Source organism: Mycolicibacterium nivoides (genome assembly GCF_003855255.1).
Classification (GTDB): Bacteria; Actinomycetota; Actinomycetes; order Mycobacteriales; family Mycobacteriaceae; genus Mycobacterium; species Mycobacterium nivoides.
The window spans coordinates 4,962,151-4,979,975 of the sequence record NZ_CP034072.1 but is presented as its reverse complement, the minus strand read 5'-3'; the positions used below and the strand labels follow the sequence as shown (position 1 = coordinate 4,979,975).

Annotated in this window: 16 protein-coding genes; 5 read left to right on the top strand and 11 right to left on the bottom strand. The window is 64.3% G+C overall.

Going from position 1 to position 17,825, the window contains the following annotated elements; translation table 11 throughout:
• Positions 1-42 precede the first annotated feature (42 nt).
• Positions 43-234 carry a hypothetical protein gene (locus tag EH231_RS24270; protein ID WP_090424720.1) on the top strand — a complete coding sequence of 64 codons (192 nt, stop codon included), beginning with the start codon at positions 43-45 and terminating at the stop codon, positions 232-234.
• Here the strand turns inward: EH231_RS24270 and pdxR are convergent.
• Entirely contained in the window at positions 227-1,648 is a 1,422-nt protein-coding gene (gene pdxR, locus EH231_RS24265) for a MocR-like pyridoxine biosynthesis transcription factor PdxR (protein ID WP_090424721.1), read from the bottom strand. The genes EH231_RS24270 and pdxR overlap by 8 nt on opposite strands.
• Before the next feature lie 29 nt (positions 1,649-1,677).
• On the opposite strand from pdxR, the gene EH231_RS24260 reads away from it, so the two are divergent.
• Positions 1,678-2,097, top strand: coding sequence for a hypothetical protein (locus EH231_RS24260; RefSeq protein ID WP_090424722.1), 420 nt, complete (start codon positions 1,678-1,680; stop codon positions 2,095-2,097).
• 79 nt (positions 2,098-2,176) lie between these two features.
• Complete coding sequence (locus EH231_RS24255; protein WP_090424906.1) at positions 2,177-2,833, top strand: TetR/AcrR family transcriptional regulator; 657 nt, start codon at positions 2,177-2,179, stop codon at positions 2,831-2,833.
• 12 nt (positions 2,834-2,845) lie between these two features.
• Here the strand turns inward: EH231_RS24255 and EH231_RS24250 are convergent, their stop codons facing one another.
• The 9 genes from EH231_RS24250 to kdgD form a co-directional block, all read right to left on the bottom strand.
• Positions 2,846-3,976, bottom strand: coding sequence for a hypothetical protein (locus EH231_RS24250; RefSeq protein WP_090424723.1), 1,131 nt, complete (start codon positions 3,974-3,976; stop codon positions 2,846-2,848).
• 142 nt (positions 3,977-4,118) lie between these two features.
• Positions 4,119-5,159 (bottom strand): LLM class F420-dependent oxidoreductase, encoded by a 1,041-nt coding sequence (locus EH231_RS24245; protein WP_090424724.1) that lies wholly within the window; start codon positions 5,157-5,159, stop codon positions 4,119-4,121.
• Positions 5,160-5,391: 232 nt separating this feature from the next.
• Positions 5,392-5,865: a RidA family protein gene (locus tag EH231_RS24240; protein ID WP_164481002.1), complete on the bottom strand. Its 474-nt coding sequence runs from the start codon at positions 5,863-5,865 to the stop codon at positions 5,392-5,394.
• A gap of 5 nt (positions 5,866-5,870) precedes the next feature.
• Positions 5,871-7,526: an aminopeptidase P family N-terminal domain-containing protein gene (locus tag EH231_RS24235; protein WP_124713478.1), complete on the bottom strand. Its 1,656-nt coding sequence runs from the start codon at positions 7,524-7,526 to the stop codon at positions 5,871-5,873.
• A 45-nt stretch (positions 7,527-7,571) separates the two neighbouring features.
• Positions 7,572-8,351 carry an ABC transporter ATP-binding protein gene (locus tag EH231_RS24230; RefSeq protein ID WP_170856188.1) on the bottom strand — a complete coding sequence of 260 codons (780 nt, stop codon included), beginning with the start codon at positions 8,349-8,351 and terminating at the stop codon, positions 7,572-7,574.
• 18 nt (positions 8,352-8,369) lie between these two features.
• Positions 8,370-9,302 (bottom strand): ABC transporter substrate-binding protein, encoded by a 933-nt coding sequence (locus EH231_RS24225; protein ID WP_234941138.1) that lies wholly within the window; start codon positions 9,300-9,302, stop codon positions 8,370-8,372.
• Between the two features lie 120 nt (positions 9,303-9,422).
• Entirely contained in the window at positions 9,423-10,268 is an 846-nt protein-coding gene (locus EH231_RS24220; protein WP_090424727.1) for an ABC transporter permease, read from the bottom strand.
• Between the two features lie 3 nt (positions 10,269-10,271).
• Complete coding sequence (locus EH231_RS24215) at positions 10,272-11,915, bottom strand: aldehyde dehydrogenase (NADP(+)) (protein WP_090424728.1); 1,644 nt, start codon at positions 11,913-11,915, stop codon at positions 10,272-10,274.
• Entirely contained in the window at positions 11,912-12,880 is a 969-nt protein-coding gene (kdgD, locus tag EH231_RS24210; protein WP_090424729.1) for a 5-dehydro-4-deoxyglucarate dehydratase, read from the bottom strand. Before kdgD ends, EH231_RS24215 begins: the two co-directional genes overlap by 4 nt.
• Positions 12,881-12,991: 111 nt before the next feature.
• Here kdgD and EH231_RS24205 point away from each other — a divergent pair, with 111 nt between their 5' ends.
• A complete protein-coding gene (locus EH231_RS24205) occupies positions 12,992-13,930 on the top strand; it encodes a LysR family transcriptional regulator (RefSeq protein WP_090424730.1) in 939 nt (312 codons plus the stop codon).
• 235 nt (positions 13,931-14,165) lie between these two features.
• Here EH231_RS24205 and EH231_RS24200 read toward each other — a convergent pair whose 3' ends face one another.
• Positions 14,166-16,175: a fatty acid desaturase gene (locus tag EH231_RS24200; RefSeq protein WP_124713477.1), complete on the bottom strand. Its 2,010-nt coding sequence runs from the start codon at positions 16,173-16,175 to the stop codon at positions 14,166-14,168.
• A gap of 297 nt (positions 16,176-16,472) precedes the next feature.
• On the opposite strand from EH231_RS24200, the gene EH231_RS24195 reads away from it, so the two are divergent.
• Positions 16,473-17,723 carry a PucR family transcriptional regulator gene (locus EH231_RS24195; RefSeq protein WP_090424732.1) on the top strand — a complete coding sequence of 417 codons (1,251 nt, stop codon included), beginning with the start codon at positions 16,473-16,475 and terminating at the stop codon, positions 17,721-17,723.
• Positions 17,724-17,825: the final 102 nt, after the last annotated feature.

Here is a 17,825-nt window from a genome sequence, read left to right as displayed (position 1 = left end):
CGGCGCCGGAGCGGACACCTGAGTGTTAGACCATGGTGTGACGTGAAGCACAGTCACCGCGAGATCGGGCGGTGCCCTCAGCGTCGCGACGCCGAGGCGCTGGCCGGCCACGGCAACCGCGGACTGTTCCTCGGCTGCGATGCGATGGCGGCTTCGGTCGTGGCGGCCGCCATCGACGGCGTGCTGCCCTTGGCGGACGCGGATAGCGGCTCTGATGCCCCGTCGATCAGGTGAGGATCGACCCGAGCCGGCCGATGCTGTCGCGGATTGCGGCCTCGCCCAGTGCGCCGTATCCGATCACCAGGGCCGGCGGTGCTGAATCGGGGTCGGACCAATTCCAGCGGGCACCGTCCAGACGCAGTCCCTGGTCCCGGGCGGTGGCGACGACGGTGTCCTCGTCGGAGTTGCCCGGCAGCCGAAGGTAGACGTGCAGACCGGCGTCGATGCCGGTCGGCTGCGTCTGGGGCATCGAGACGCTGATCGCCGCGAGCATGGCGTCGCGTCGCCGGCGATACACCGGGCGCACCCGCCGCAGGTGGCGAGTCAGCCCTCCGGTGCCGATGAACCGGGACAGGGCCAGTTGCTCGAGCGCGGAGTTGCCCATGTCGTCGTGCAGTTTTTCGGCCGCGACGGACTCCATCAGCCAGGGCGGCAGTGCCATCCAACCGAGTCGTAGGGCGGGAGTCAGCGTTTTGCTCACGCAGCCCGCATAGGCTACGTGATCCGGGTCGAGTCCCTGCAAGGCGCCGACAGGGCTTCTGTCGTAACGGAATTCGGCGTCGTAGTCGTCTTCGATGATCAGCGTGTTCCGGTCGCGGGACCATTCGATCAGCGCTGCCCTGCGGTCCGCGGCGAGGACGACACCGGTCGGGTACGAGTGGGCGGGAGTCACCAGCACGCCGTCGACGTCGAGTTCGGCCAATCTCGCGACCTCGAGCCCGTTCTCGTCGACCGGTACCGGCACCACGCGCAGCCCGGCGCGTGCGATGGCGTCGCGGTGAAATCCGAAACATGGGTCCTCGACGGCGAGGGTCTGGCATCCCCGTGCCCGCAGTGACCGGGCCAGCAGCACGATTCCCTGTGTGAGGCCCGATGTGACGATCATCCGGTCGGGCGTGGTCGCAACTCCGCGTACCCGGGCCAGGTAATCGGAGAGGGCTTCGCGCAGCGAGCGAGTTCCGAGCGGGCCGGGGTAGCCGAGCTGGGCGTTGGGCACCTCGGTGAGAGCGTTGCGGTAGTGCCGCAGCCATTCGGTACGCGGAAACAATGCGGCGTCGGGCAGGCCGCCGCCCAACGGCGCGGCCGGATCCCGCGCTCGACGTACGTGCGGAGATGGTTGTTGGGCAACCTGTTTGACCCTGGTTCCGGAACCTTGGCGTCCGGACAGATATCCATCGGCGACCAGATGTTCGTAGGCGGCGACGACGACGCTGCGGGCCACGCCGAGCTGTGCTGCCAGCGCGCGGGACGGCGGTAGGAGTGACCCTGCCGCGAGCCGGCCCTGCTGTATCCCCACGCGGAGTTGATGTTGCAACTGCATCGCGAGCCCGTCGCGTGACGTCCGGTCCAGGGCGACCAGAAGATCCGGGGGAAATCCGGCATCAGCAAAATTGGTCTGCTGATTGCCTCCACGATTGGACCCTGACATATACCAATACTAGGAGCGATCGTGATGGCATGTCTTCGATCAACAGCCTCGCCTCAGCCGTCGTCCGACCGCTGATCGTCTCCTGGATGCCCGGGCCCGCCTCCACCGACGACGGGCCGGTCGTCGTGAGCGTGACCGAATATGCCGCGCATTCTCTGCGGCATCTGCCGGGCGTCGCCTACAACGGGATGCGGATGAGGGAAGGCTGGTATGCCATGCCGGGCGCGGTCGGGCTGTGGTTGTGGAGCCTGCCCGCTTCGGGTCTCAGCGGGTCGATCTCGGTCTGGACGAGCCGAGAAGCACTGCAGCGGTTCATCGGTCTGCCGCATCACGTCGACATCATGCGCCGCTACGGAGACCGCGGCGATGTCCGGTCCACCACTTGGGAGGCCGACACGTTTGATCGGGCGGGCACCCTCGCGCGGGCCCGGGAGTGGATCGGGCAGTAGGCGCGGCGGTTGGTCGGGGGCGCCGCTGACAACTGACGTGGTCACCCCGGACCCCGTGTCTCTGCGTCAAGATGGTCCGATGAGCGCGCCCAAGACCGCCAGAACCGGACCGGGACGGCCCGCCGGGATCGACAGCGGCGACACCCGCCAACGGGTCATCGATGCAGCGTGTCGATGCTTTGCGCAATTCGGCTACGGACCCGCGACCAACAATCTGATCGCTGAGATGGCCGGCGTGACGGCGGGCTCGGTTTACTACCACTTCGGGACGAAGAACAAGTTGTTCGAGGCGGTCTGCGATGACGTCTACGGCAAGATCCTGGCCAGTGCCGCACCGGCCATGGCCGGGCCGCACTCGATGGACGAACTGCTGCGCGCGGCATTGACCGAATCGATGCGGATCAACCGCGAGTATCCCGAACTTGCCGGCTTCGTCGCGACGGCACCGATCGACGCCCGTCGGCACCAGGAGCTGATCGCGGGTTACTCGAAGCAGGGCGCGCGGATGACCGACGCGCTGGCCCGCTCTGTCGTGGCGGGCCAGCGGGCCGGGCGGATCTCCGCAGAGTACGACCCGGTCCAGGTGGCGCGGGTGATCGGTGCGATTGTCGACGGCTTCGCGCACGCGGCGGCGGTCACCGAGCCCGACGAGATGGACGGCGTGAACCGACTTTTCGAATCGTTGGTCCTGAATGCGACACTCGGCAAGCGTCCGGCTCCCAAGACACCTGCCTGAAAGCCGCGAAACCTACTGGCCCACCGCCGTCTTGAGGTTGTCGCGAACCTGGGTGGCGGCGTGGCTGATGTCCTTGCGCACCTTGGTGATCGCATCGCGCACCGGCTTCTTCCTGGTCGGGTTCGCGGTGCTCTTGGTAGTGGAACTGTCGGTGCCCGAGGAGCGGACGATGGTGCGTCCGTTGCCGAAGCTCACCTGATCGTCGGCCGCAGTACGCACATTGCTTGAGGGGACCAGCGCGCCGGCGATCTTTTCGGTTTCCTGGCGCGCGACGGTGGTCACCGAGCCGATCGCGCCCAGCTTCGCCAGCGACGGAGCAGTGGGACTCGTTGCGTCGTAAGGGTCGACGTGGGCGTCGGCGGCGGTCGGGTCGCCGAACACGGCCTTCTGAACCTGCGTGGCCCCTGCCTGGATGGCGGCACCGACGTCACCGCCCTCGGTGGCCGCGATGATGGGTTCCTGGACGGCCGATACCGCCGAGGCGCGGACATAGGCCGCTACCTGAAAAGCTGTGGCACCAAGCTTTTCCGACGAAAGCAGCAGTTGCTCGATGACCTCGGGGGCGCCCGCCTCGGTGAGGTTGGCGGCCACCTGGTTGACGGCCACGATCGTCGCGGGCAGAACGGCGCCGTCGACGATCTGGCGCAATGCGTAGTCATGGGCGTCGCCGGGGTTGCCTGTGGGCTTGACGTCGGCCGGAATGTAGAAGCCGGGGACGAATTCGTCGTAGTCGAGTCCGAATTTGGTGTTCAGTGTTCCGGTCCAGATGGATTCCGAGGACTCCTGTGCCAGAAGGAGAATCGTGGGAATCCGGGCTGGTGACGCCACGGCCAAAAACGCGGTCACGAACGGAAGCACTACCTCACCGACCACGGCGACCGTGGCGCGATTGGCCGACTGCCCGATGCCGTCAGAAAGAATCTGGGCGTTCTCGGTGAGGAACGCGACCGGGTCGGGCGGTGTGGCCGGGAGTTCGGCTGCTGTCGTCGCCGGCGCCGAGGGAAACGCGATGGACGTCACGCGCACGGCGCGCATGTCGATGCTCGCGGCGTGGGCTTCCGATGGGGTTACGACCACCAGGACCAACGCCACGATGCCTGCGCTTGCGACAGCACCACTGGCGCCGAGGTACGAACGAACCATCTCTCATCTCCCTTGGGGCGGTGTGACCCGTTGATGGTCACTTGTCCCAGGGGAGGTGATGTGAGTAGTCGGGTACTGCAATTTTGAGAACCGTCAAATTTTGCGACGGGTGGCCGTACCCACCCGCCCCCGCGCTCCGGCCCTACTGGGTGAGCGAGACGAGCTCCTCGCAGAACTTCACCGTCTCGGCGGTATCGGTGGCCAGCGGGTGCACCAGCATCGTGGTGACACCGGCTTCGGCGTAGGCGGCGAGCCGCTCTTTGACGAATCCCTTCGGCCCGACCAGCGACACGTTGCGCACCAGGTCGTCGGGGACGGCGGCGATGGCCTCGGCCTTCTTGCCGGCCAGGAACAGGTCCTGGATGTGGTCGGCGACTTCGCCGTAGCCGTACCGGGTGGCCAGCTTGTGGTAGAAGTTCTGCCCGCGCGCGCCCATGCCGCCGATGTACAGCGCCAGTTGGGGTTTCGCCCAGGCGAGGCGGTCGTCGACGTCGTCGCCGATGGCCAGGCTTGCGCTGACCATGACGTCGAGCGGTCCCAGCGACGGATCGCGCTTGGCGGCCCCGGCCCGCAGGGCGTCGCCCCACACGTCGTCGGCCTTCTCCGGGAGGTAGAAGACCGGTTGCCAGCCCTCGGCGATCTCGGCGGTCAGCTCGACGTTCTTCGGACCCAGCGCGGCGATGGTGATCGGAATGCGCTCACGGACAGGGTGATTGATCAGGTGCAGCGATTTGCCCAGGCCGGTGCCGCGGTCGGCGGGCAGCGGCAGCTGGTAGTACTTGCCGTCGTAGTCCAGGTTCTCGCGGCGCCACACCTTGCGGCAGATCTCGACCACCTCGCGGGTGCGGCCCAGCGGCGCGTCGAACGGCACGCCGTGGAAGCCCTCCATCACCTGCGGGCCGGAGGTGCCGATGCCGAGACGGAACCGTCCGTCGGACACGTAGTCGACTCCGGCCGCGCTCATGGCCATCAGGGCCGGCGTGCGGGTGTAGATCGGGACCACGCCTGTGCCGAGTTCCATGGTGGAGGTCTTGGCAGCCAGGTAGCCGAGCTGGCTGATCGCATCGTAGGAGTACGCCTCGGCGACCAGGGCGATGTCGATGCCCACCTTCTCCAGTTCGACGACTTGGTCGGCAGCTTCTTTGAAGCCGCCGGCATAACTCAGGAAGATGCCAGTGCGCATCGCAGGAGTGTAGCAACCCAACTAGTTGGTTGGGTGATTGAGGCGGCCTGGTGATTGGCGATCGAGGGTTGTTGTCGACTTGCAGCGAAGATTAGCGAAACGCGACGCTGATTTAACTCGCGCGTTGCGACGCGATCTTGGGCTCTACCTGCGATGTCTACGTCAACTGGCATCCGATGTCGGGCGAGGAGTACTGCCGGATCCCTGCAGGCGATTGGGGTGCGGATGCCCGCTATTTCACGGCGACGATCGCATCCAATTCGATCATGGCGCCTTTGGGTAGCACCTGGGCGGGCAAGGCGGTCCTGGCGTGGGCGCCTGCGGCCCCGAGCACATCGATCAGCAGTTGCGATGCGCCTTCGGCGATCGCAGGCTGGTCGGTGAAGTTGCGGGAACTGGAGACCCAGATATTGAGTTTGAGGATCTGCTTCACCCGCTCGAGCCCGACCGCCTGATCGATTCTGGCGAGAAGGTTCAGCGCGGCGACACGTGCCGCCACGAGACCGGCTTCGGGGGCATGGCCGGGTTCAAGCGTTCCGCTCAGGATCACGCCGTCATGGTTGCGGGAGATCTGACCGGATACATACAGCAGGTCTGCATGCTGGGTGGTCGCCTCGTAGGTGAAGGCGGGTGCGCCCAAGCTCGGCAACGTCAGGCCCTGCGCGGTGAGTCGATCGTATGGGCTGCCATGCAGCGTGTTCTTCACCGCTGTCACCGCCTGGTGAGCACGTAGGTGCGGTCGCGGCCGATGTACCACATGTCTTCGGTGCCGATGGCCGCGTTGTTGTACCGCCACGGGATTTCCGCAGCGCCGTAGGAGCCGACGTCGAGGGTGTGCTTGTAGCCGGGCCGGAGTTCGTTGGCGAAGGACTCCTGCTTACCCATCAGGTGCCCGACGTTGCGCTTGCGGTAGATGGTGTTGAAGTCGATGTCGTCTCCGAGCATGCCGATCTCGATCATCCGGGGCAGATGCGGCTCGAGGAAGCGCATGGTGCCTTCGTGGACGCTCTCGCACACCACGCCGGGTCGCAGCTGGCCGATGATCCCGTCACGGACGACGGTGAAGAAGAACGCGTACGCCTCTTTCGCTTCGGGGGTGCGCGGTAGTGACCGGGCCATGTCCGACGTCGCAAGGGTAACTCCATCGATGCTGACCCGAACCCCGGCGTCGAGCTGGATGCATGTGGTGCTGTGGTCGATCGGATAGTCGATGGGCGGGCCGGGGAAGAGCATGCGGTTCGAGGAGTGCAGATTGGTGAAATAGGGATCCACGTCGAAGGGGATGCTGTTCTCGTTGCGGAACTGGTCGACGTAACGAAGGTAGCGGTCGAAGATGTCGAGTTCGGTCAGCTGAACCCCCGCGGTGATTTGACGGTCGGCCCAATCCAGGGCCTCTTCAATGGCGTAAACGCTTGTCCGCGCGGCGATCAGCTGGAACGGGAGGTCTTCGTTGTCGCGTACGTCGCGCCAGTGAGCCAGCTCCCCGGATATAGGTACCAGGTCGATGCCGGCGTCGATCAGCTCCTGCGCCAGGCCGACCGACACCCATTCTTCCTCGATGCCGACGCGTCGATCGGATGTGCTGGCGCCGACCGCGTCAGCGAGTGAGGCCGATTCACCGATCGCCGAGCCGTAGACCTGTTCAGTGGTATCGCCCGCATCGATGCTGAAGACCAGCACGACGTCGGATTCCGGTCGCCACAGCGCCACTGCCCCGGGGATGCAGGGTAGGCCGGTAATCTCGGTGAAATTCGGCGGTGCGGCGATGAGGCAGGCGCCGATCGATCGTTCGGCGGCGATCGAGGCAAGCCCGCGGAACCGGGTGTCGGGTGCGCCGAACTCTGACTCGATTCCGTCGAGATGCGCGATGCCCGAAACCAACTGGGATGCTACTTCGGCACCGTGTGCGCGCCACTTTGCGAACCGGGCGGCGACATCGTCGATGCGGACCTGGTGGATGCGCACAGGCCGCGGCGCGCGGCGCTCGATCGTCACATCGATCGACTGTGCGAGTGTGAGGAAATGGCTGTAGACCACGTCGTGGGCCAGGCGCACCTGCTCTGCGTGGGCCAGCTCGGCCACCAGCTCGGTGAGTGAATCGGCCACCGGCATATCGGCTACCGGGCGAGGGTCGATGGTGACCCATGGGGCGTAGAAGCGGACCCGCTGAGCCGGGACACCTGCGGAGAGCACGTTGCCCTGCTCCTGCTGCCGCACCAGCAGCAGGCGATTGTCTCCCCGGGTCGCGATGAGCGGTGACACCAGCGGATGCGAGTCCAACCGGATCGCCGAGAACAACAGGCTTCGCTGGGGGTCGAGGTTGAACTCGTCCAACAAGAGCTTCGGATCGGCAGTGAGATGCAACAAGGTAATCAGTTCCTTACGAGTTGGAAAGTGGAGGTGCCGGCGAATTCAGCTGATGCCTGCGGTGACTCCGATGTGGGACTCGATTTCGGTTACGTACTCGGCGAATTCGGCGGAGTAGCGGTGTTCCTTCGACCGCGGTCGAGGAAGTTCGATGGGTATGTCGGCGACGATGTGACCGGGCTTGCCCCCGACCACCACCACTCGATCTCCGAGCCAGATGGCCTCGGAGATGCTGTGGGTGACGAACAGCACGCTGCATCCGGCTTGCTGCCAGATCCTCTGGATCTCGAAGTTCATCGAATCGCGTGTCATCGCATCCAACGCGCCGAACGGTTCGTCCATCAGCAGCAACTCAGGGTTGGATACCAGGGCACGGCAGATCGCCACCCGCTGCTGCATCCCGCCGCTCAACTCGTATGAATAGCGCTTCTCTTTACCGGCCAGCCCGACCATCTCCAAAAGCTGCTTGGCGTACCGCTTGGCGGCGGTATCGCGCTTCCCGCGGAATTCCAAAGGGAGAAGGACATTGTCGAGGTTGTTGCGCCAGGGCAACAGCACCGGCGCCTGGAACACCATGGAGATGTCCTCCACGCCGTCCGAAATCGGACGACCTTTGACGAGAACTTGCCCGGCGGTCGGTTGCTGCAGCCCGGAGATGGTCTTCAACAGCGTGGTCTTCCCGCTGCCGGATTGTCCGACGATGGAAACGAACTCGCCGTGGCGGACGGCGAAGTCGACTCCTTCAAGGACGGTGTTGGTCTGGCCGTCGCGAGATCGGAAGCTGACTCCAACCTGATCCACTGAGATGGCGTTCGGAATGTTCACGTGAAGGCTCCGATCGGGTCAGGGCGCGGTGATGTGTTCGCCCCTGGACAGGGGAGAGATGAAGGCGTCGCTGTACACCTGCGCGGGGGTGACGGTGATGTTCTTGTCCAGCCCGAGAAAGTTGTGACAGATATCGATCACTTCTTGGACTCCGGCGTCGGACATGGTGCCGAACTGACTGTTGGGGCTGTTGTCCGACCAGTTGAGCGAGCATTGTTCGTCGAGTGCCTTGACCACGGTCTTGGTCTCGTAACCCTCGACCTCGCGATGGAAGTCCTCGGCTGAGGATTCCGGGTTCTGGCACGACCAGAGGAACGCGCGTTGAAGTGCGTTGTTGAACTTCTTGACCCGATCTGGCCGGTTCTTGAGGCTCTCATCGGAGAAGATGATTCCGTTGCCGTACAAGTCGATTCCGAGATCTCGCCACCGCAGGACCACCGGGTTTTTCCCCAATGCGTCGATTGCCGGCGCGTCCGAAACCGACAAGGCAAGGGTGGCATCCCACTGACCGGACAGCAGGCCGGGCAACTTGGCGCTGCTGGCCGCGTGGACGACGTTGACATCGCGCTGTTGCAGCCCAAGCTGGTTCAGCGCGTATGGCCACATCGAAGTCATGGCACCGGCGCCTTCGGTTGCTACGGTCTTGCCTTTGAGATCCGCCCAGGTGTTGATCCCATTGCCGTCCATGCTGACCACGGCGTAGGCAGACTTTGCCTGAAGCAGGTTCACCTGCTTCACCTTGGCGCCGCGGCCCTGATTCATCACGGTGACACCAAAATCCGCCCATCCGGCATCCACTCGTCCGGTTTCCACCGCGGTTACCGTGTTGCCTGATCCTGAGCCGGGCATGACAGTCACATCCAAACCTTCGGCAGCGAAGAAGCCCCGGCGCACCGCTGAGAAAAACGGCGCGTGTTTGGGCAGATATCCAACATCGACCATCAACGACATCGAATTCTCCGAGCCACCGGCGCCGCAGGCCGACAGCAGGGAAGCGGCGGCTGCAACAGCTGACAGCACCGCGGCGAGCTTGGGGGCTTTCTTGCTCATGGCAGTCTCCGCACTTCGCTCCTACTTGGCATGGGTTTTCCACGGCATGAGTTTCCGGCCGGCCAGGTCGACGACGAAGAAGAGAATGAGGGCAATCGATGCCAGCACCATGAACGCCGCGAACATCGACGCCAGATCCACCTGGCTGTTGGCCAGCATGATCACATACCCGAGACCCTTTGAGCCGGCGATGAATTCACCGACCACCGCACCGCCGACCGCCAGTGAGATCGATATCTTCGCGCCAGAGAAAACTGAGGGGAGCGCGTAGATGAACTCGATCTTTGTCATGCGCTGAAAACTCGACGCGCGGTTGATCCGGGCCAGTTCTTTCAATTCGTGCGGTACCGAGGCCAGCCCGTCGTAGGTGTTGATCACCAGTGGAAAGAATGCGATGGCCATGGCGACGAAGGCCTTTGACTCGAATCCGAAGCCGAACCACACGATGAACAGTGGTGCGAGAGCAACTTTGGGAATCGTGTCGATTGCGACCAATGCCGGATACAGGAAGGTCCGCAATGTCGGTGAGTAGTGCAGCAAGGCCCCGCAGGCGACGCCGAGAGCGGTGCCGAGAACGAATCCGGCGAGGGCTTCCTGAAGCGTGATGTAGGCGTTGTTGGCGAAGTACTCAGGGCGTTTCGCCAATTCGGCGAATGCGTCGATCGGGCCGACCAGGATGAACTCGGGTGGCTTGGCGACGAGGACGGCCAGTTGCCACAGGGTCAATAGCCCGACCATGCCGGCAACCGCTTTCGCAGCGGTGATGAGTGTGTCGCGGTGGATCATGGCACGCGGGGTTCGGACGGCGGGGCTCGTCATCGTCGCCACCGGTGCACCGGCCGCGGTATCGGGATTCGATGTGACCATCGGTTATCGGTCCTCACGAGAGTGGGCAAGGAGTTGCATATGGCCATCGAGTCGCCACGGCACATCGGCTGATTCGGGTGCGCTGAGTTCGGTGGGAAGCAGCGCTGAGGGCACATCCTGATAGGCGACTGGGCGGAGGAACCGTTCGATCGCGGCGGTGCCGACCGATGTCGAACGACTGTCCGTGGTGGCTGGGTACGGGCCCCCGTGAACCATGGCGTGCCCCACTTCCACCCCTGTCGGCCAGCCGTTGAAGATGATCCGGCCCGCAAGGTCCTCGAGGATCGGCATCAGTGCCCGAGCGGCCGCCTGGTCGTCCGCGTCGGCGTGCACGGTTGCCGTTAGCTGACCTTCAATCGCCGCCAGCACGTCGACCAGTTCGACCAGGTCGTCGCAGACGACGATGGTCGAGGCGGCGCCGAACACTTCCTTGTGCAGGAGCGGATTGCCGAGAAACGCGCCGGCGTCGGTACGCAGTAGCTGGGCCGCGGCACCGGCCGCGGTATCTGGGCGGCTACCGCGGGCGAGCACCTCGACCTCGGCGAGGCCTCCGGTTCGGCCTGAGCCAGTCTGGTACGCCTTCGCGATCGCGGTGGTGAGCATCGTGGCCCCGGGATCTTCGGTGACCGCGGTCGCGGCGGAGTCGATGAAATGGCTGAGTCCCGGTCCGTCGATCGCCAGGATCAGCCCCGGGTTGGTACAGAATTGACCGGCTCCGAGAGTTAGGGAGGCAGCGAACTGCTCGCCAAGGGCAGATCCCCGTGCGGCGAGTGCTGCGGGCAGCAGTATCACCGGGTTGACGCTGCTCATTTCGGCATAGACCGGAATCGGTATCGGTCGTTGCTGTGCCAGTGCCAACAGTGCCAGTCCGCCGCGGCGAGAGCCGGTGAACCCCACGGCCCGAATCCGCGGGTCCCTGACGAGCAGTGCTCCGGTTTCGTTGCCCTCGCCCACGATCTGGGAAAACACACCGGGCGGCATTCCCGTATCACGGGCGGCGACGGCAATCGCTTCGGCCGCGATCTCCGCGGTGCCCAGATGCGCCGGGTGCGCCTTGACCACGACAGGACATCCAGCGGCCAGTGCCGAGGCCGTATCGCCGCCGGCCGTGGAGAAGGCCAAGGGAAAGTTGCTGGCGCCGAACACCGCAACAGGGCCGACTCCGATCCGTCTCTGGCGGAGATCTGGCCGGGGCTGCGGTGCCCGATCCGGTTGCGCCGGGTCGATCCGTACTTGCGTCCAGTAGCCCGCGCGCAGTTCAGCTGCGAAAAGTCGAAGCTGACCAACGGTCCGGCCCGCCTCTCCTTGCAGGCGTTGCACGCCGAGCGCAGTCTCAGAACGAGCTCGGGTGACCAACTTCTCCCGGCGCTGTTCGAGTTCGTCGGCGATACGGTCGAGAAACGTGGCGCGTTCACTCGGCGCGACATTCCGGTACGGCACCGCGGCTTGTGACGCATGTCGACAGGCGCTCTCGACGAGTCCGGCTGACGCGGCCGGATAGCCCGGTTCGAGGTTTGTCCCGGTGCTGGGATTCCTCGAGTACATCGTGGGACCGTCGCCGACCGTCGGTGTGCCGGCGATGAGCATGCGCCCCGAAGGGGTGGCCGCCGAAGAGCGCGGGCGGTCATCGTGAATGCACTCGGTCATAGCGTTGCACCGGCCACGCGGGTCAGGCCTGGGTCCAAATCGTCGGTGAGAGCGCCTGCGCGGTTGATGATTTCGGCGAGCAAGGCGGACTCGTTCTGGTCCAGGTCGGTCAGCGGTGGCCGGACGGGTCCGGCGGAGTGTCCGGTCAGGCGCATGCCTGCCTTGACAATACTCACGGCGTACCCCGGTTGCCGATCACGAATGGCTGCATAGGGCAACACGATCTCGTCGAGGAACCGGCGGATGGTCGCCGCGTCGCGCCGCCGCACCGCAGCGTAGAAGGCGAGCGCGAATTCGGGTAGGAAGTTGAAGATCGCGGAGCTGTAGGTCGTCACGCCGAGCTCGAGATAGGGCACCGCGAACAGTTCTGCCGTGGGAAGTCCGCCGATGTAGACCAAGCGGTCACCGAGCGTGGCGTGTACGCGTGTCATCGCTTCCAGATCGCCGACGCCGTCCTTGAAGCCGATCAGATTCGGGCAGGACTCGGCGAGCTGAGCCATTACGGGGGCGGGATAGATCGCGTTCGCGCGGTTGTACACCACGACGCCCAATAAGGTGCTCTCGCATATCGTCCGTACATACTCACCCAGCCCTGAGGGTGACGCCTCGGTCAGATAGGGCGGAAAGAGCAATACGCCGTCGGCCCCGGCGTCCTCGGCGGCGCGGGCCATCGCGACGGCTTGCCGGGTTCCCAAGCCGGCCGGCGCCAGGACCGGGGTGGTTGTCGGCGCGCTGGACACGGCCGCGCGGACCAACAGGTCGATCTCCTGTGGAGTCAGCGAGAAGAACTCGCCTGTGCCACCGGCGGCGAACAGGCCGGCGACATCGTGCTCGGCCAGCCGAGCAATGTTCGCGCGGTAGGCGTCCTCGTCAACCGCCAGATCAGCGGTGAAGTGGGTTACCGGGAAGGACAGAAGTCCGGAACCGAGGTGTTGGGCCAGCTCATGGGGTGTGAAGGTGGGCAAGAGACCTCCTAGGTCACAGTTGCAGCGATCTGCGATCCCGGTCACGGTACGATCGCCGAGCGATGCGTGTCCAACACCTATTTGGCATCAACTGATGCGGAGATTGAATCGATGTTCACCCTCGACCAGTTGAAGAGCTTCGTCGTCGTGGCCGAGACCCTGCACTACGGACAGGCGGCAGACCGGCTGGCGATCACACAACCGCCGTTGTCGCGGCGCATCCAGCAGCTGGAGCGCGACCTCGGGGTAGCGCTGTTCGATCGCATCGGTAGAGGGGTCCAACTCACGCCGGCCGGGCGGGCTTTCCTCGCCGACGCACGGCGGATACTCGGCATGTCGGAGCAAGCGGCGTTGTCGGTACGCCGCATCCCTTCCGGGCAAGCCGGGACGGTGGCACTCGGATTCACCGGTTCATCCGCACACTCAGTGCTCGACCCGATAGTGAATGCGACCCGAGAGCAGATGCCCGACATCGATCTCGTTCTGCGCGAACGTGTTTCAAGCGTCCAGCTGGAAGAACTGCACGCCGGTGAACTGGACCTGGTGCTGATTCGACCACCCATGCCCTCCGCCGGGGTCGAAGCCAGCCTGCTGCAACGCGAACCACTCGTGCTAGCCGCGCCCAGTCGGCATCGTCTGGCCGACGATCGGATCGACCCGCACGTCAAGGACTTGGATGGCGAGGAATTCATCATGTACTCACCCGCCGAGGCCAGGTACTTTTACGAGTTACTTGTCAGCATCTTCCTGGATAACGGAATCGCGCCCCGCTACGTACAGCACATCAGTCAGGTGCACACCATCCTGGCACTCGTCCGCGCCGGGCTGGGTGTCGCCCTTGTCCCGTCGGCCGCCGCCAATATGGGAATCGATGGAGTCGTCCTGCGGGCGATCGCTGGGGCAGAAAGTCGCCCGGCTGAGATGATATTGGCTTGGCGGGCGGGCGACGACGAGCCCGCGACGCAAGCGATCAAAATGCTTGTGCGCCAGACGATCCCATCATTAACCTGGCAAGCCTCAGATGCAGGGTGCGCTGTGAGGCTTCCCTGACTCGCCCTGCATTTCGCGCCGCCTCAGCCCGCCGACGTGTAGTTTCGGTACCGCCCGGCTGCTAAGTCGCCGATGCTTCACCCGTTCGGCAAGCGTGAAGCAACGATGATTGACAAGCTCCGGCGACACACCCGAGTTGTTGGTTGCAACGTTGGATGGCGGATTGCAGGTTGAGATGGCGGGAGTTGGCCTACGTATACGTCTTGTGTGTGGAGGAATGCCGCATGTGTTTGGTTCAGCTGTCGTAGTCGACCGTGACGGTTGGTGTGGTCGGATGGGACTGGCAGGTTAGGACGAAGCCGGCCTCAACTTCGGCGCTGTTGAGCGCGAAATTTTGCTCCATCGATACGGCTCCTGTTGTGATCCGTGCTTTGCATGTGCCACACGCTCCGCCAAGGCAGGCGTACGGCGCGTCGATGTTGTTCTTTAGCGCCGATTCGAGGACAGTTTCGCCTGCTGCGAGGTCGACGGTGTGCTCTGTGCCGGACAGCCTGATGGCGATTTTCGAGTTCGGGACGTTGTTGACGGGTGCGGATCTGCCTGCACCGCGGAACAATTCGATGTTCATCCGCTCGGTCGACACCCCTTCGGATGCGAGACCTTCGCGCAGTGTCGTGACGAGGTCGCTCGGGCCGCACAGATACCATCGGTCGATTGAAATGAGATCGTCGGCAAGCAGCCGTTGGACCATCGCCAGGTCAATACGTCCGCGAAGATGGGTGGGGTAGTGCGTCTGGGCTGAGCGGATGTGGACTATGCGTAGCCGGTCGGCATATCGAGATTCGAGCTCATCGAGTTCGGCGGCGAACATGGTCGACTCTGCGGTTCGGTTGCCGTAGAAGAGTGTGAAGCGGCTTTCGGTTTCGATCTCCATCGTGGTGCGCATGATCGACAGGATGGGGGTGATGCCGCTGCCGGCCGCTACCGCTACGTAGGCGCGTCGGGCGAGTGGATCGAGGGGTGCGCCGAAGCTACCTGTGGGCGTCATCAGTTCCAGGACGTCCCCGGCACACAGTGTTTCGACAGCGAAGGTGGAGAACATCCCACCGGCGACGCGCCGCACTCCGATCGCCAATTCTCGCGATGTGGCCGATGCGCAGATTGAGTAGTTCCGTCGCACTTCCTTCCCATCGATGCGGTGCCGAACCGTCAGATGTTGACCCGCCTGGAACTGAAACTGATCGCTCAGGTGGTCGGGAATGTCAAAAGTGACTTTGACGCTGTCGCAGGTTAGGGGTTCGACGCTCTTGACGGAGATCGGATGGCTGTTGGCGTGGCGCGCCGCCGAAGAGGGCGGCATGCGAACCGGAAGTAGTGAAGCCAGTTTGCCGTTGAGGCGTTTCCACTCGTGGTACTGCGCGGCGTCGAGTTGCTGCCCAAAGACGGTGCTTATTGCGGAATCTCGCTCAAGGTAGGCGGCCTCGTTGCGTCGCCAGGCCGCGACATACCGGTGGAAGGGGATAGAGGGGTGCAAGTGGTGGACCAGGTGGTAGTTCTGCGATAACAGCAGCGGCGTCAGGATCCACTCTGAGCCGACGCGGTTGCGCGTGGCGCGATAGCGGTTCTCGCGCTGGGTGTCCTCCAGGTCGTGGTGGGGCAGCCAGTCGAACCACCACGCGAGTACGAACATGCCGATACGCTCGGGAATCAGGTAGATCAGCGCGAGCGTCCATAGGTGTCCGGCGAAGCCCGCCCACACGATCACCGCCACGGACAAGGTCATCAAGACCGCGGTTTCGAGAAGCTCGGCGCGGGGGCGCTTGCTCAGGTTGCGTACCAGGAGGCCGATGTATGGCAGGTCCATCGCGGGGAAGCGGAAGGGCAGCTGCCACCAGGGTGCGGCGCTGACGAAGTGATCGGGGTCGAACTCAGCGTCGTTGGTGTTGCGGTGGTGCTCGATATGGATGAACGCGAACGACTTGAAGGAGATCAGTGGCGACACGAAGAGCATTGCGACGCGACCAAAGGCGACGTTGACCCAGCGATGTGAACTGATCGAGTAATGGGAGGCGTCGTGCAGGACGGTGAAAAGAACGAAGATCGCTGCTGAGCTCGCGGCGATGGTGGCGATCGCAGGCAGTGCGTCGGTGAGCGCCGCCCAGGTGGAAATGCTGAAGATCGTTATCGCGCAGGTGAAGATGCCGACGGTTGGCCATGACAGCGTTGGAATCTGCTCGCCGGGATCCGGCAGGACGCGTTGGGAGGCTGTTGCTGCCGGTTGAGAGTGCTCAGTCGTCATTGACATCGGATTCCTGCTCTGCGCTTTGGAATGTGGGTTGCTAAGGGAATGTGAATTCTCTGCAACATACGAATGGCGGGCGTCGGTCAACAAGGCCATCGCAGCCCACTCCAATGTGCTGCGAGCACATCGGGGATTGCCTGAGTCTCGGATGCGCGAGGCGATGACCCGCGCAACACCCAGGTACCCGGCAACGTGGCAGACCAGAAGGGCCCATGCAGCTGGCCGGGCTCGCGGATGTGCTGCCGAAGATCGATCGTGAACGGGGGCTTTGGCGAATTTGTCGGCGCTAGTGTGCCAGGTATGGACGTGCTTGAGCCGGCCGACGGCGCGGTGGCGGGACGGGCCGTCGCCACGTCTCTGCTGGCAAATATGCCCGGTCTGGCCGACGACATGCTCAGGTATCTGGTCGAGCGGATACCGGAAATCGGAGCCGATGAGGAGCTTCGCGGCCTGACGCTGGGATCATGTTCGTCGAATCTTGAAGCGGTGCTGTCGATGGTTCGTCACGGTATCGACGTAACCGCTGCGGAGGCGCCGGTGACCGCACTCGAACATGCCCGAGCCATGGCATCACGCGGGCACAGCGTGGATGTGATGCTGCGGTTCTATCGGCTGGGTCACGAGTACTTCACCGAGAAGCTTTCGCACTCGATCGCCGACTGGATCGAGGATCCCGCTGTCGCGCTGAGGACGTTCACCTATTTGGAGCGGTACGGGTTTCGCTATATCGACCGGATCTCCAGTCTGGTAGCCGCGGAGTACGTCGCGGAACTCGACCGACGGCAAAACCAGGCAAGGGCTGAGCGCGCTGATATCGTGCGGGCGCTGCTGGCCGGGGAACGTGTCGACACCGCCCGGGCCGAACGGGTGATGGGCCACCGCCTGACCGGTCGGCAGATCGGTTTCGTGTGTTGGGTCCACGAGCGCGGCGTCGACCTTGAGGGAATTGCCCGGCAGGTGGGCGGGCTGCTCGGTGGCAGTCACTCACTCGTGGTGGCTGATGGGCCACTTGCGGTGTGGGGTTGGGTGGCGATTACGGGTGACGTGAGGTCATCGCTGGCCGGCATGGCGAGGGAGCTTTCCGGCGATGTCGAGAGCGTGCACGTCGCGGTGGGCTCCCCGCATCCAGGCGCTGCAGGCTTTCGCACCTCCCATCTGGAGGCGCTTCGGACTCGCCGGGTAATCGAACTGTCGCGGCGCGCTGCGCCGTCGATCACCGCGTTCGCCGATATCGCTTTGGTTGACGCCATCTCGCGCGACCTGGATGCAGCGAGATCCTTCGTCGCTGCACAGCTCGGCGACCTGGCAAGAGCCGACACGAAGGCACGCGACGAGCGCGCCGCCCTGCTGGCGGTACTCGATGCGCAAGGCAGTTTCGTGACCGCAGCACGCGCCTTGGGAATCCACCGCAACACGGTCCTGCAACGGGTACGGCGCGCCGAGGAGCGCCGGGGCCGGCCCGCAACGAACAACATCGGTGAGCTGCATGCGGCCCTGCTTGTCTGTCACGTGCTGGGGGCCTCGGTGTTGCGCGGGTCTTCGTCTCGCTGACCCGAAGCCGAGGCGTTCGCCGATGTGCTCGCAGCACATTGGAGTGGGCTGCGATGGCCTTGTTGACCGATACCGGCCGTTCGTAGGTTGGCGTCTCATCCC

What these genes read in the sequence shown, in the direction of transcription:
- EH231_RS24225 (WP_234941138.1), bottom strand. Translation starts at nt 9,302, where the DNA reads ATGTCGTTGATGGTCGATGTTGGATATCTGCCCAAACACGCGCCGTTT.
- EH231_RS24205 (WP_090424730.1), top strand. Translation starts at nt 12,992, where the DNA reads ATGTTCACCCTCGACCAGTTGAAGAGCTTCGTCGTCGTGGCCGAGACC.
- EH231_RS24195 (WP_090424732.1), top strand. Translation starts at nt 16,473, where the DNA reads ATGGACGTGCTTGAGCCGGCCGACGGCGCGGTGGCGGGACGGGCCGTC.
- pdxR (WP_090424721.1), bottom strand. Translation starts at nt 1,648, where the DNA reads ATGTCAGGGTCCAATCGTGGAGGCAATCAGCAGACCAATTTTGCTGAT.
- EH231_RS24200 (WP_124713477.1), bottom strand. Translation starts at nt 16,175, where the DNA reads ATGTCAATGACGACTGAGCACTCTCAACCGGCAGCAACAGCCTCCCAA.
- EH231_RS24260 (WP_090424722.1), top strand. Translation starts at nt 1,678, where the DNA reads ATGTCTTCGATCAACAGCCTCGCCTCAGCCGTCGTCCGACCGCTGATC.
- EH231_RS24250 (WP_090424723.1), bottom strand. Translation starts at nt 3,976, where the DNA reads ATGGTTCGTTCGTACCTCGGCGCCAGTGGTGCTGTCGCAAGCGCAGGC.
- EH231_RS24255 (WP_090424906.1), top strand. Translation starts at nt 2,177, where the DNA reads ATGAGCGCGCCCAAGACCGCCAGAACCGGACCGGGACGGCCCGCCGGG.
- EH231_RS24245 (WP_090424724.1), bottom strand. Translation starts at nt 5,159, where the DNA reads ATGCGCACTGGCATCTTCCTGAGTTATGCCGGCGGCTTCAAAGAAGCT.
- EH231_RS24215 (WP_090424728.1), bottom strand. Translation starts at nt 11,915, where the DNA reads ATGACCGAGTGCATTCACGATGACCGCCCGCGCTCTTCGGCGGCCACC.
- EH231_RS24220 (WP_090424727.1), bottom strand. Translation starts at nt 10,268, where the DNA reads ATGGTCACATCGAATCCCGATACCGCGGCCGGTGCACCGGTGGCGACG.